We start from the raw sequence: 13,123 nt of genomic DNA, 5'->3' as shown, positions 1-13,123 counted from the left end.
TAACGGGTCACACTGCCTTCACCATAAAACCCCTTGAATGAGTGAGTACTCGCTCATTACGCTTCCTGGCATGAACAAGAGGCGGAGGGTCCCGGCCATGGCGCCGGAGGACCGCCGGGCCGCGCTCATCGCCGCCACGATCCCGTTGCTGCGGGAGCACGGCGCGGCGGTGAGCACCCGTCAGATAGCCGAGGCGGCGGGCGTCGCCGAGGGCACGATCTTCGGCGTCTTCCCCGACAAGGCGTCGTTGCTGCGTGCGGCGCTGATGAGCGCGTTCGACCCGCGCAACGCCGTGGAGGCGTTGCGGGAGATCGGCACGCAAGGCGGGTTGCGGGAGCGGTTGTGCGAGGCGGTAGCGAAGATCCGGGCCGGGATGCGGGCCAACGCCAACCTCTTCGCCGTCCCCCGTGAGCTGATGGCCGAGGACGCCGAGTTCGGGCAGCGCATGATGGCGGGCCGGCACCAGATCATGCTCGCGCTGGCCGCCCTCATGGAGCCCGATCGTGACCGGCTGCGGCGCTCGCCGGAGGCCGCGGCGCAGCTGTTGCTCATGCTGATGGCGGTGTCCGTGCACCGCGTCTTCGACCAGGGCGGCGACTTCGCGGACATGGAGGACGAGGAGATCGTCTCCGTGCTGCTCGACGGGCTGCTCGTCAGGCCCTTACCCGCCCCCGACCGAGAGAGCCCCTGCTGATGTTGCTCCGTCTGCTGCGGGTCCAGCTCAGGCCGTACCGGAGAGAGATCGCGCTCGTCGTGCTCTTCCAGTTCGTGCAGACGCTGGCCACGCTCTATCTTCCCACTCTCAACGCCGACATCATCGACGACGGTGTCGTCAAGGGCGACACCGGTTACATCATGCGCGTCGGGCTGGTGATGCTCGGCGTGACGCTCGTCCAGATCGCCTGCGCGACCGTGGCGGTCTACTACAGCGCGCGGACGTCGATGGCCCTGGGCAGGGACCTGCGGGCCGCGATCTTCCACCGGGTGCAGGGCTTCTCCGCCCAGGAGGTCGGCAGGTTCGGCGCGCCGTCGCTGATCACCCGGACGACCAACGACGTGCAGCAGATCCAGCTGCTGGTGCTGATGGCGTTCACGATGATGGTGGCCGCGCCGATCATGTGCGTCGGCGGCATCGTGCTGGCGTTGCGGCAGGACGTCACGCTGTCGTCGCTGCTGCTCGTCGCGCTGCCGGTGATGATCGCCATCGTGGCGGTGATCGTGGTCCGGATGCGCCCGCTCTTCCGTACGATGCAGGACCGCATCGACCGCATCAACCAGGTGCTGCGCGAGCAGATCACCGGCATCCGGGTCATCAGGGCCTTCGTCCGCGACCGGTACGAGCGCGAGCGCTTCGCCGGCGACAACGACCTGCTGACCGAGGTGTCGCTGCGGGTCGGGCGGCTGATGGCGCTGATGTTCCCCACGGTCATGCTGGTGGTGAACGTCTCCAGCGTCGCCGTGGTGTGGTTCGGCGGCCACCGCATCGCCGACGGGGCCATGGAGGTGGGCGCGCTGACCGCCGTCATCTCCTACCTGATGCAGATCCTCATGTCGGTGATGATGGCCATGTTCATGTTCATGATGATCCCGCGCGCGGAGGTGTGCGCCGAGCGCGTGGAGGAGGTGCTGGCGACCGAGCCGACCGTGCATCCGCCGGTGGCCGCCGTCACGCCGGAGCGCCGCGACGGTGAGCTGGAGCTGCGCTCGGTGGACTTCCGTTACCCGGGTGCGGAGGAGCCGGTGTTGTGCGGGGTGAGCTTCGCGGCGCGCCCAGGACGTACGACGGCGATCATCGGGAGCACCGGCAGCGGCAAGACGACGCTGCTCAACCTGATCCCGCGGCTGTTCGACGCCACCGCCGGCGAGGTGCTGGTGGACGGCGTGAACGTGCGCGACCTCGACCAGGCGGCGCTGTCCCGCGCGGTGGGCCTGGTGCCGCAGGCGCCGTACCTGTTCACCGGCACGGTCGCCTCCAACCTCCGTTACGGCAGGCCGGACGCGACCGACGAGGAGCTGTGGCGGGCGCTGGAGGTGGCGCAGGCGCGCGAGTTCGTCGAGGCGATGCCGGGCGGGCTGGACGAGCCGATCTCCCAGGGCGGCACGAACGTCTCGGGCGGGCAGCGCCAGCGCCTGGCCATCGCGCGGACGCTGGTGCACCGGCCGGAGATCTACTTGTTCGACGACTCGTTCTCGGCGCTCGACTACGCCACCGACGCACGGCTGCGTGCCGCGCTGGCCGAGGAGATCGCCGAGGCCACGATCGTGATCGTGGCGCAGCGGGTGAGCACGATCCGCGACGCCGACCGCATCATCGTCCTGGAGGACGGGCGCGTCGTCGGCAGCGGCACCCATGGCGAGCTGATGGACGGCTGCCCGACGTACAGGGAGATCGTGCTGTCGCAGCTCACGGAACAGGAGGCGGCAGCGTGACGACTCAGGCGCCGGCGCGGCGCCCGCAGCCCGGGTTCGGCCCGGCCCGGATGATGGGCGGCCCGGTGGAGAAGGCGCTCGACTTCGGCGGCACGCTGCGCAAGCTGGCGATGCTGCTGCGCCCCGAGCGGGCGCTGCTGGCCGTGATCCTGGCGCTCGGCGCGGCCAGCGTGGCGCTGACGGTGGCCGGCCCGAAGATCCTCGGTCACGCCACGGACCTCATCTTCACCGGCATCATCGGGGCCGGGCTGCCCGCAGGGGTGACCAAGGAGCAGGCCGTGGCGGGGCTGCGGGCCGAGGGGCAGGGCACGTTCGCCGACATGGTGGCCTCGATGAGCGTCGTGCCCGGCCGCGGCATCGACTTCACCGCCCTGGCGCATGTGCTGGGCTGGGTGCTGGCGATCTACGTGGTGGCGGCGGTGCTGGGCATCGTGCAGTTCCGGCTGACGACCGTGGTGGTGCAGCGGGCGGCGGCGCGGCTGCGCGAGCGGATCGAGGGCAAGCTGGCGCGGCTGCCGCTGAGCTACCTGGACGGCCAGCCGCGCGGTGAGATCCTCAGCCGGGCCACGAACGACACCGACAACATCGCGCAGACGCTGCAGCAGACGATGAGCCAGCTCATCTCCTCGGTGCTGACGGTCGTGGCGGTGCTGGTGGTGATGTTCTGGATCTCGCCGGTGCTGGCGCTGATCGCGCTGGTCACGGTGCCGGTGTCGGTGTACGTGACGGCGGTCGTCGGCAAGCGGGCGCAGCCGCAGTTCATCAAGCAGTGGTCCTCGACGGGCAAGCTGAACGGTCACATCGAGGAGATGTACGGCGGTCACACGCTGGTGCGGGTGTTCGGCAGGCAGCAGGAGGCGGCCGAGACCTTCGAGCAGCACAACGAGGCGCTGTTCGCCTCCAGTTTCCGCGCGCAGTTCATCTCCGGTGTCATCCAGCCGGCCATGATGTTCATCGGCAACCTCAACTACGTGCTGGTCGCCGTGGTGGGCGGGCTCAAGGTGGCCTCGGGCTCGATCTCGCTGGGCGACGTGCAGGCGTTCGTGCAGTACTCGCGGCAGTTCAGCCAGCCGCTGACCCAGGTGGCGGGCATGGCCGGCCTCGTGCAGTCGGGCGCCGCCTCGGCCGAGCGGGTCTTCGAGCTGCTGGAGGCGCCCGAGCAGTCGGCCGAGCCGGCCGAGCCCGTACGGCCTGAGCGGGTCAGGGGGCGCGTGGCGTTCGAGCACGTGTCCTTCAGGTACGCCGAGGACCGCCCGCTGATCGAGGACCTGTCGCTGACCGTGGAGCCCGGCCAGACGGTGGCCATCGTCGGCCCCACGGGTGCGGGCAAGACGACGCTGGTCAACCTCATCATGCGCTTCTACGAGGTGACGGGCGGCCGCATCATGCTCGACGGGGTCGACATCGCGAAGATGTCGCGGGAGGAGCTGCGCGCCGACATCGGCATGGTGCTGCAGGACACCTGGCTGTTCGGCGGCACGATCGCGGAGAACATCGGCTACGGCGCGGAGGGCGCCACGCGCGAGCGGATCGAGGCCGCCGCGGCGGCGGCGCACGTGGACCGCATCGCGCACACGCTGCCCGACGGCTACGACACGGTGATCGACGAGGAGGGCGCGGCGGTCAGCGCGGGCGAGAAGCAGCTCATCACGATCGCGCGGGCGTTCCTGTCGGAGCCGGCGATCCTCATCCTGGACGAGGCGACCAGCTCGGTCGACACGCGGACCGAGGTGCTCATCCAGCGGGCGATGAGCTCGCTGCGGAAGGGGCGGACGAGTTTCGTGATCGCGCACCGGCTGTCCACGATCCGCGACGCCAGCCTGATCCTGGTGATGGACGGCGGGCGGATCGTCGAGCAGGGCACGCACGAGTCGCTGCTGGCGGCGGGCGGCGCGTACGCCCGGCTGTACTCGGCCCAGTTCGCCCAGGCGGTGGCGGAGCTCGACTAGGAGGGGACGGCGGCCGGACACGCGTGGCGCGGCGCGGTCCGGCCGCCGTCCCATGCCGTAGGGTGTTCGAACGATCGCTCACCGTACGCGACAGCCGAAGGACGCGATGTTCGACTTGATCATCAAGGGGGGCCGCTGGTTCGACGGCACGGGGAGCCCGTCCGCCGTCCGCGACCTCGGGGTGCGGGCCGGGCGGGTGGCGGCCGTCTCGGCGGAGCCGCTGCCGCAGGCCGGGTGCCGGCGGGTGCTCGACGCGGGCGGCTGCTGGGTGCTGCCGGGTTTCCTGGACGTGCACACGCACTACGACATCGAGGTGCTGTCGTCCCCTGGGCTGCCCGAGTCCGTGCGGCACGGCGTGACCACGGTCGTGCTCGGCAACTGCTCGCTGTCGGCCGTCTACTGCCCGGCCGACGACGCGGCCGACCTGTTCAGCCGGGTCGAGGCGCTGCCGCACGCCGCCGTGCTCGACGCGCTGAAGCGGCACCGGCGCTGGTCCGGCGCCGACGAGTACGTGCAGGCGCTGCTGACCCGGCCGCTCGGCCCCAACGTGGCCGCCTTCCTCGGCCACTCCGACCTGCGCGCGTACGTCATGGGGCTGGGCCGCGCGGTCGCCGCCGACCCCGCCACCGGCCAGGACCTGGACCGGATGACGGCGCTGCTGGACCGTGCCCTGGACGCCGGGTTCCTCGGGCTGTCCACGGTGAGCAGCACGTACTGCCGGCTCGACGGCGAGCGGTTCCGGTCGGCGCGGCTGCCGTCCACGTTCGCGGGCTGGCGCGAGTACCGGGCGCTGCACCGGGTGCTGCGTGCCCGCGGCCGGGTGCTGCAGAGCGCCCCCGGCGCCGCCAGGCCGTGGAGCAGCCTGCCGTTCTTCCTGGCCAGCGCCGGGCTGTGGGTGCGGCCGCGGCTGAAGACGTCGCTGCTGCCGGCGCTCGATCTCGGCACCTCGCCCGTGCTCGGGGGCCTGACCATGCCGGCCAATCGGCTGCTGGGGGCGGAGGTGCGCTGGCAGCACCTGCCGGTTCCGTACGAGCTGTACGCCGACGGCATCGACCTGGCGATCTTCGAGGAGTTCGGCGCCACCGCGGCCGCGCTGCACCTGCGCCAGGAGGCGGAGCGGGCGCGGCTGCTGTCGCGGCGGGCCTACCGGCGGTGGTTCCGCCGCGGCTACGACAGCAGGTTCCGGCATCTGTACGACGCCGGCATCGTCTCCTGCCCCGACGAGGCGGTGGTGGGCCGGTCGTTCGGCGAGGTGGCGGCGGAGCGCGGGCGGCATCCGGCCGAGACGTTCCTGGATCTCGTGGTCGCGCACGGGTCGCGGCTGCGCTGGCGGACCACGATCGCCCGCCACCGGCCGCACGTGCTGGACAGGCTGGCCGGCCATCCGGCGCTGCACCTGGGGTTCGCCGAGACGGGGGCGCACCTGCGCAACATGGCGCACTACAACCTGCCGCTGCGGCTGCTGCAGCGCGTCGTGGCCGCGCGGGCGGCGGGGCGGCCCTGCATGACGGTGGAGCAGGCGGTGCACCGGCTGACCGGCGAGCCGGCCGACTGGTTCGGGCTGCGGGCCGGCACGCTGCGCACCGGCGATCGGGCCGACCTGGTCGTGCTGGACCCGGCGGGGCTCGACGACCGGCTGGCCGGTTACCACGAGGCGCCCATGCCGGGTTTCGGCGGCGTGCGGCGGATGGTGAACCGCAGCGACGCCGCCGTCAGGGCGGTGTGCGTGGCGGGCGAGCCGGTCTTCGAGGACGGCGCCTTCGCCGCCGGTTACGGCAGCGCGCGCCGCACCGGGACGTTCCTGGGCGCCGACCGCAGATCCGCGTGAGCGTCACGGGTGGTCGCTTCCGTGGGACGGCGGTACGGGCGCTGTCACGGGGTGGTCGGTTCCGTGGGCAGCGGTACGGGCGCGACGGGCCGGTTGCGCGGGTCGGCGAGGTCGTGCGCCGACTGGGCCAGCCAGGTGGCCATCAGCACGCCGGCCGCCGCCGCGAGGCTGTAGTAGAGGCTGCCGACGTCCACGACCAGCCAGCCCAGCGTCATGACCAGCATCGGCAGCACCAGGGATGTGATCCCGTACAGGTAGGTGACGAACGGCCAGCGGTCGTCCCAGCGTTGCGCGCGCAGCACCAGCACCATCCAGACGAGCTGGCCCACCAGGCAGAGCAGGACGAACGGCCCGAGGTCCACGCCGAGTTCGTCGGTCACCGCGGTGACGGCGGCGCCGCCGTAGGCCAGGATGCCGGCGATCCGCGCCAGGCCCGCGTACTCGAGACCGTCGCCCAGCACGGGGTTGAACAGCACCACCACCGCGAGCATCAGCAGCGAGTCGAGCATGGCCGCCCACCAGGGCCAGCCGGGCGTGATGGGGTAGAGCAGCCAGGCCGCCGCGGCCGCGTACAGCGCCACGCGCAGCCGCCGGTCCTGCGGGGTCAGCTCGGGCGGCCGCCCCGTGCGGGGGCCGCGCAGGCACAGCCACAGCGCGCAGGCCCAGGGCAGGCCGATCAGCAGCATGGTGGCCACGTTCTGCGGGGTGGCCTCGACGGCCTCCTCCACCTGCGCGAACACCGTCAGCCGCCACAGCGGTGCGACGTCGCCGGTGGTCAGGGCGAGGGTGCCGGTGGTCAGGAGGGCGGCGGCGTAGAGAGCCGTGATGATCAGGGCGGGGACGCCTAATCGGTGATGACGGGGCACTTCGCTTCCCGGGGGGTCAAGATCGGATCAGAACGCCTCACCTTAGCCCGACGGTGCCCGGTCCGGCGCGCTCGGAATCGGCAGCGCGGCGATGGGGGCCTGCGCGAGCACGCCGGTCATCGCGTGCACCGGCACGGCGGCGGCCGGCCGGGCCTGCGCGCCGCGCGCCCGGCTGCCCGATCCGGGGTGGAGCGTCGTGCTGCTCGCCACCGCCGACGACACCGAGTGGGGTACGGAGCTGGTCAGGCTTGTTCCGGACGAGGTGACAGGCGCCGCAGCAGGTACGTGTCCATGATCCACCCCTTGCGGGCCCGCGCCTCGGCCCGCACCTGCTTGATGCGCTCGCCCACCTCGGCCACCGGCCCCGACACGAGGATCTCGTCGGCGGTGCCCACGTAGGCGCCCCAGTGGATCGCGTACTCCGTGAGCCCGGCGAACGAGCAGTGGGCGTCGAGCATCACCACCACGTCGTCGGCCGTCGGGCCGCTCTCGGCCAGGCGCCGGCCCGTCGTCAGGTGCACGGGCCGGCCGACCTGCGTCAGGCTGAGGCGATGGGCGGCCGTCAGCGCGGCCACGCTGCTGATGCCGGGGACGACCTGGTAGTCGAAGGTGACGTTCCCCCGCTGGAGGATCTCCTCGACGATGGCCAGCGTGCTGTCGTACACGCCGGGGTCGCCCCACACGAGGAACGCGCCCGTCTCGCCGTCGGCCAGCTCGTCGCGGACGAGCGCCTCGATGGCGTGCCCGCGCCGCGAGCGCCAGTCGTCCACGGCGGCGGTGTAGGCGGCGGCGTCGCGGTCGCGCTCCGGGTCGCGGGCCTCGGCGATCCGGTACGGCGCCCGCCCGTGCTCGGCGATCATGTCCAGCCGGAGCTGGATGAGATCCTGCTTGACCTCGCCCTTGTCCACGATGAAGAACACGTCCGCGGCGGCGATCGCCTTGACCGCCTGCAGGGTGAGATGGTCGGGGTCGCCGGCGCCGATGCCGATGAGGAGTAGCCGCTTCACCTGTGAGAGTGTGCCAGAGCCCGGGCCGGGGCCGAGGCCGTGGTGGATCACCCGCGGCCTCGGCCTGAAGGACCGTGGCTCACTCCGACAGGGCCGTGCGCAGCTTGGTGAGGACGGCGCGCAGGATGCGGGAGACGTGCATCTGCGAGATGCCGAACTCCTGGGCGATCTCCGACTGCGTCATGTTCCCGTAGAACCGCATGAGCAGGATGTTCTTCTCGCGCGGCGGCAGGGCGTCGATGAGGGGCTTGACCGCGTGCCGGTCCACCAGCGTGTCGAGGGAGGCGTCCTGGTCGGCCACGAAGTCGCTCAGCTCGGCGGCGTCGTCGTCACCGCTGCTGACGGGGGCGTCCAGCGACAGGGTGCTGTAGGCGGTGGACGCCTCCAGCGCGAGCAGGACGTCCTCCTCGGAGATGCCCATCTTCTCGGCCAGCTCGGCCACGGTGGGGGAGTGGCCCAGCTTCTGGGTGAGCTCGGCGGTGGCCTTGTTGAGCTCGATGCGGCGTTCCTGGTAGACCCGCGGCACCCGGATGGCCCAGGTGCGGTCGCGGAAGTGGCGCTTGACCTCGCCCATCATGGTGATCATGGCGTAGCCCCTGAACTCGTGCCCGAGCTCGGGGTCGTAGCCGTTGACGGCCTTCATCAGCCCGACGTACGCGGCCTGGCGCAGGTCCTCCATGGGCTCGCCTCGGTACCGGTAGCGGCGGGTGACCTCGCTGACCAGTCCCTCGTGCATCTCCACCAGCCGCTCGCGGATGCGAACGGCGTGCATCTCCGAGATCTGGGGGTCGGCCAGGTCGGCCAGCAGTTCCTCGGCGGTGAGCTGCTCGAATGCGATGTTCAGGACAGGCATGTCACTGCTCCAAGAAAGGTGCCAGCGGCCCTGCCCAAGACAGAAAAAGCCCAGGCAGAGGCACGCTCAGGTGATTCGCGTGAGGCGAAGCCCTCTGCTGGACTTCGAGATCAAGAATGCCCGGTTTTTTCAAACCTTCACCCGAAATGGGTCACAAAAGGGTTACAACCGGCGGAACCGGTGAGGCGTGCGCCACATCCGCCGGTGGCGCGTCACGTTCCCGCTCCCGCCGTCCCTCTCAGGAGGCATGACCAAGGGAGGAACATCATGATCGTTCTCGTCACCGGAGCCACCGGCGCCTTCGGGCGGCTCGTCGTGCCGCGGCTGCTGGCCGCGGGTGCCCGCGTGCGTGCCGTGAGCCGTACGCCGGAGCGGGCCGCCCTGCCCGGCGCGGCCGAGCTCGTCCAGGCGGACCCGTCCAGGCCCGAGACGATGGCCGGCTGCTTCGACGGCGCCGAGGCCGTCTTCCTGCACCCGCGTTCGTTCGGCGACTCGGCGCGGCGGCTGCTGGAGGTGGCCGCCGCGCACGGCGTCCGCAAGGTGGTGGCGCTGTCGGCGATCAACATCGACGACCCGGACGAGCTGCAGCCCTCCCGCTGGCGCGGCGACAGGAACAGGGAGGCGGAGCAGGCCGCCATGGACAGCGGCCTGACCTGGACCAGCCTGCGGGCGAGCAGCTTCGCGGGCAACTCCGCGCAGGCGTGGGGCAGCCAGCTCCGCGCCGGCGACGTCGTGCGCTACGCCTGCGCCCGCTTCCGCGAGCCCGTGCTCGACGAGCGCGACCTGGCCGACGTCGCGGCCCGCGCGCTGCTCACCGATGAGCTGGACGATCGCCGGCTGGAGCTGACCGGGCCGCAGTCGCTGTCGCACGAGGAGATGGTGGCGGTGATCGCCGCGGAGCTCGGCAGGCCGCTGCGTTTCGAGGAGGTGCCGGCTCAGGCCGTCGCCGCCCACCTGGTGGCCGGCGGGCTGCCCGAGCCCTGGGCGCGGGCGCTGCTGGCCAGGTACGCCCACTACCTCGACGGGGACCGGCAGGTGGTGACGCAGGAGGTGGACCAGGCGCTCGGACGGCCCGCGCGCACCTACGCCGAATGGGTGGCCGACCACGCCGGCGCCTTCCGAGCCGGCTGAGGAGGGGTTTGACACCGCTGTCCCGCTGTGATCATTTGGACGAATGGGGACACGGGGATGCCGGTGACCCGCCCGCCGGGCGGCTCACCGTGTTAGAGGCACGGGGCGCGCAGCGGCTCTGGAACCGCGACTTCAGCCTGTTCTTCGCGGCTCGCAGCACGTCCCTGCTGGGTGACTACATGCTGCCCGTGGTCATCTCGGCCGCCATGATCCACGCCGGGTACGGCCTCAGCGGGGTCGGCTACGCGCTGGCCGCCCACCTGGGCCCCTTCGCCGTCCTGATCGTCTTGGGCGGCGTCCTGTCGGACCGGTTCGGCGCCCGGCGCATGATGATCATCTCGGACGTCGTGCGCCTGGTCTTCCAGTCGCTGCTCGCCCTGCTCCTCGCCGTGGGCACCCCCGAGCTGTGGCAGGTGCTCGTGCTGCTGGCGCTGGTCGGCGCCGGCGGCGCCACCTTCCAGCCCGGGGTGGCCAGCATCACCCCGCGCATCGCCGGGGACGTGCAGCGGGCCAACGCCACGCTGCGCGTCTCGGAGTCGTTCATGAGCGTGGTGGCGCCCTCGCTGGCGGGGGTGCTGCTGGTCGTGGCCGAGCCGTGGGCGGTCTTCGCGATCGACGCGGCGACGTTCGCGGCCAGCGGCGTCTGCCTGTACCTGCTGCGGCTCCCGGCGGGCGGCGAGGCGCGGGCGGAGGGCTCGACGTTCCGGACCGACCTGCTGGTGGGGTGGCGGGAGTTCAGGTCGCGGACGTGGCTGTGGGGCGTGATCGTGATCTGGTTCGTCTGGCAGGCCACCTCGTCCGGCCCGACGCTCACCCTGGGCCACAGCACGATCGTCACCCTGTACGGCGCGTCCGCCCTCGGGCTCATCATGTCCGCGATGGGCGTGGGGAACCTGCTCGGCGGGCTGGCCGCGATGCGGATCAGGCCGGCGTACCCGCTGCGGGCCGGCGCCGTGGCCCTGACGTGCTGCGCGCTCATGCCGCTCGGGGTGGCGCTCGCATGGCCTCCCGCCGCGCTGGCCGTCTGCTACGCGATCGGCGGCATGGGCGGCACGTTCTGGGTGGTCATGTTCCACACGAGTGTGCAGACGCACGTCCCCCAGGAGATGCTCGGCCGGGTGCACGCCTACGACGCCGCCGGCTCGCTCGTCATGAAGCCCGTCGGCCAGGCGCTGGCAGGGCCGCTGGCGCTGGTGCTGGGCACGGTGCCGATGTTGTTCACGGCCTCGGCCATGGTGCTGGTCGTCACCGCGCTGCTGCTGTCGGTCCCCGCCATCCGGGGGCTCGCGCGGGCGGACCGGTGAGCACCCCTGCGGCCTCGGCAGATATACGAAGTTGGTTTCAGGTGTTATATTTCCGGCATTATCCTTCACAGAAGGAGAAGTGAGCCCAGACCCCCTCCCACGCCCTGAGAAGGACGCCATGCACGTTCGCGCCGTATATCTGCCCGCAGACCTTCTGGAGTCCGCCGCATCACCTCTCACGACGGAATGCCGGCGCCTGGAGCGCGGCGTGCTGGTCAGCGTGCGAGGCGAGGCGGACCTGACCAACGCCGCCCGGCTGGAGAGCGAGGTCCGGCGGCACCTGGTGCCGGGTGAGCCGCTGGTGCTCGACCTCAGCCTGCTGACCTTCATGGACAGCAACGGGCTGCGCGCGCTGGAGAACCTCGACGCCGTGGTGCACGCACAGGGCGGCACCCTCCATCTGGCGGGGGTTCACGGCATCGCGGCCCGGCTGCTCCAGGTCACGGGGGTGTGGTCGCGGCTGGACATCCACTCCGGCGTGGCCGGGGCCGTTCGCCGGGCGCTCGGCCGCGACGCCGCGCCCGCGTAGCCGCCCGGCGCCCGATCGCGGCGCGCCTTGACCTTCACACCGGTGTGAGCGTTGACGATGAGCGCCATGACGACTCTTCCCTGCGCCTGCTCGGTGCATCTCCCGGAGGTGCGATGATGGCCGCGTTCGACCCGCACGAGCTGATCGAGCGGAGCCGGCTGGGCGTCCTGGCGACGATCAAGGCGAACGGGCTGCCCCAGCTCTCCCCGGTCATGCCCTTCTACGACCGCGAGGCCGGCGTCCTGTACGTCTCGATGACCGACGGCCGCGCCAAGACGGCGAACCTGCGCCGCGACCCGCGCGCCGCCCTGGAGGTCACCCGCGCCGACGGCTGGGCCTGGGCGACGGCCGAGGGCCCGGTGACGCTCACCGGGCCGGGCGACGACCCGCACGGTCCCGAGGTGGAGGCGCTGGTCGGCTACTACCGCAAGGCGGCGGGGGAGCATCCCGACTGGGCGGAGTACCGCGAGGTGATGGTGGCGGACCGCAGGGTGCTGATGGCGATGCGGGTGGAGCACGTGTACGGCGAGAGCCTGCGCTGACGGCCCCGGAAGATATTGCAGTCTGCACTATGGCGACAGGTTGTGTCCTATAGTGCATACTGCAATATGGAAGGGAGAACCATGGCGCGGCGTCCTGATCTGGTCGGCCTCACCGTGCTGGCCCTGCTGTCGGTACGTGCCAGCCACCCGTACGAGCTGCACCGCCTCGTCGTCGACACGCACAAGGACTACGTGACGGGGCTGCCCAGAAGCCTCTACCACGCGGTCGAGCGGCTCGCCGGCGAGGAGCTGATCGTGCCGGTGGAGACCAGCAGGCAGGGCCGCCGGCCGGAGCGCACGGTGTACGAGATCACCGACGAAGGCCGCCGGGAGCTGGCGACCAGGCTCCGGGCGCTGCTGGAGAACCCGGGGGCCGAGCGCCCGGCGTTCACCGCCGCCGTCTCCCTGATCGGCGTCCTGCCGGTGCCCGACGCGTTGCGCGCCCTGCGTACCAGGGCCGCGACGATCGAAGGCAGGCTGGCAGCGATGAGCGGCCACCTGAAGGCCATGCGGGACAGCGGCCTGCCCGACGTCCTGATGGTCGAGGTCGACTACGAGCGCGCGATCGGCGAGGCCGAGCTGGCCTGGCTGCGCGCGCTCATCGCCCGGCTGGAGTCGGGCGAGCTCGACTGGCCGAGCACCGTCAGACAGGAGCTCCTGGAGCAGGTGCTCGGCGAGCCGTGA

The 13,123-nt window shown here is 71.7% G+C and carries 13 protein-coding genes; 9 read left to right on the top strand and 4 right to left on the bottom strand.

Going from position 1 to position 13,123, the window contains the following annotated elements; translation table 11 throughout:
* The first annotated feature begins 70 nt into the window (after nt 1-70).
* From LCN96_RS34360 to LCN96_RS34345, 4 genes are all read left to right on the top strand, one after another.
* Nucleotides 71-694: a TetR/AcrR family transcriptional regulator gene (locus tag LCN96_RS34360; protein ID WP_225266584.1), complete on the top strand. Its 624-nt coding sequence runs from the start codon at nt 71-73 to the stop codon at nt 692-694.
* The gene (locus tag LCN96_RS34355) at nt 694-2,430 is read left to right on the top strand and encodes an ABC transporter ATP-binding protein (RefSeq protein ID WP_225266583.1); all 1,737 of its coding nucleotides are present in this window, start codon (nt 694-696) and stop codon (nt 2,428-2,430) included. The genes LCN96_RS34360 and LCN96_RS34355 overlap by 1 nt, the downstream gene beginning before the upstream one ends.
* A complete protein-coding gene (locus LCN96_RS34350) occupies nt 2,427-4,379 on the top strand; it encodes an ABC transporter ATP-binding protein (protein WP_318528322.1) in 1,953 nt (650 codons plus the stop codon). Before LCN96_RS34355 ends, LCN96_RS34350 begins: the two co-directional genes overlap by 4 nt.
* Before the next feature lie 106 nt (nt 4,380-4,485).
* Nucleotides 4,486-6,207 carry an N-acyl-D-amino-acid deacylase family protein gene (locus LCN96_RS34345; RefSeq protein ID WP_225266582.1) on the top strand — a complete coding sequence of 574 codons (1,722 nt, stop codon included), beginning with the start codon at nt 4,486-4,488 and terminating at the stop codon, nt 6,205-6,207.
* Nucleotides 6,208-6,251: 44 nt separating this feature from the next.
* On the opposite strand, the gene LCN96_RS34340 is transcribed toward LCN96_RS34345, so the two are convergent.
* The 4 genes from LCN96_RS34340 to LCN96_RS34325 form a co-directional block, all read right to left on the bottom strand.
* Nucleotides 6,252-7,073 (bottom strand): hypothetical protein, encoded by an 822-nt coding sequence (locus tag LCN96_RS34340; RefSeq protein WP_225266581.1) that lies wholly within the window; start codon nt 7,071-7,073, stop codon nt 6,252-6,254.
* 42 nt (nt 7,074-7,115) lie between these two features.
* On the bottom strand, nt 7,116-7,283 hold the full coding sequence (locus tag LCN96_RS34335; protein ID WP_225266580.1) for a hypothetical protein: 168 nt from the start codon (nt 7,281-7,283) through the stop codon (nt 7,116-7,118).
* Between the two features lie 32 nt (nt 7,284-7,315).
* Nucleotides 7,316-8,080 (bottom strand): precorrin-6A synthase (deacetylating), encoded by a 765-nt coding sequence (cobF, locus tag LCN96_RS34330; RefSeq protein WP_225266579.1) that lies wholly within the window; start codon nt 8,078-8,080, stop codon nt 7,316-7,318.
* A gap of 79 nt (nt 8,081-8,159) precedes the next feature.
* Nucleotides 8,160-8,933, bottom strand: coding sequence for an RNA polymerase sigma factor SigF (locus LCN96_RS34325; RefSeq protein ID WP_225266578.1), 774 nt, complete (start codon nt 8,931-8,933; stop codon nt 8,160-8,162).
* 267 nt (nt 8,934-9,200) lie between these two features.
* Between LCN96_RS34325 and LCN96_RS34320 the strand changes: the two genes are divergently transcribed.
* From LCN96_RS34320 to LCN96_RS34300, 5 genes are all read left to right on the top strand, one after another.
* Nucleotides 9,201-10,064 carry an SDR family oxidoreductase gene (locus LCN96_RS34320; protein WP_225266577.1) on the top strand — a complete coding sequence of 288 codons (864 nt, stop codon included), beginning with the start codon at nt 9,201-9,203 and terminating at the stop codon, nt 10,062-10,064.
* 89 nt (nt 10,065-10,153) lie between these two features.
* Nucleotides 10,154-11,368, top strand: coding sequence for an MFS transporter (locus tag LCN96_RS34315; RefSeq protein WP_225266576.1), 1,215 nt, complete (start codon nt 10,154-10,156; stop codon nt 11,366-11,368).
* Between the two features lie 118 nt (nt 11,369-11,486).
* A complete protein-coding gene (locus LCN96_RS34310) occupies nt 11,487-11,897 on the top strand; it encodes an STAS domain-containing protein (protein ID WP_225266575.1) in 411 nt (136 codons plus the stop codon).
* 113 nt (nt 11,898-12,010) lie between these two features.
* Nucleotides 12,011-12,439, top strand: a complete 429-nt coding sequence (locus LCN96_RS34305; protein ID WP_225266574.1) for a PPOX class F420-dependent oxidoreductase — start codon at nt 12,011-12,013, stop codon at nt 12,437-12,439.
* An 81-nt stretch (nt 12,440-12,520) separates the two neighbouring features.
* Nucleotides 12,521-13,123 (top strand): PadR family transcriptional regulator, encoded by a 603-nt coding sequence (locus tag LCN96_RS34300; RefSeq protein WP_225266573.1) that lies wholly within the window; start codon nt 12,521-12,523, stop codon nt 13,121-13,123.

It is taken from the genome of Nonomuraea gerenzanensis, from assembly GCF_020215645.1.
Taxonomy (GTDB): domain Bacteria; phylum Actinomycetota; class Actinomycetes; order Streptosporangiales; family Streptosporangiaceae; genus Nonomuraea; species Nonomuraea gerenzanensis.
Note: the sequence above shows the minus strand (reverse complement) of the source record. Positions and strands in the feature narration are given on the sequence as shown.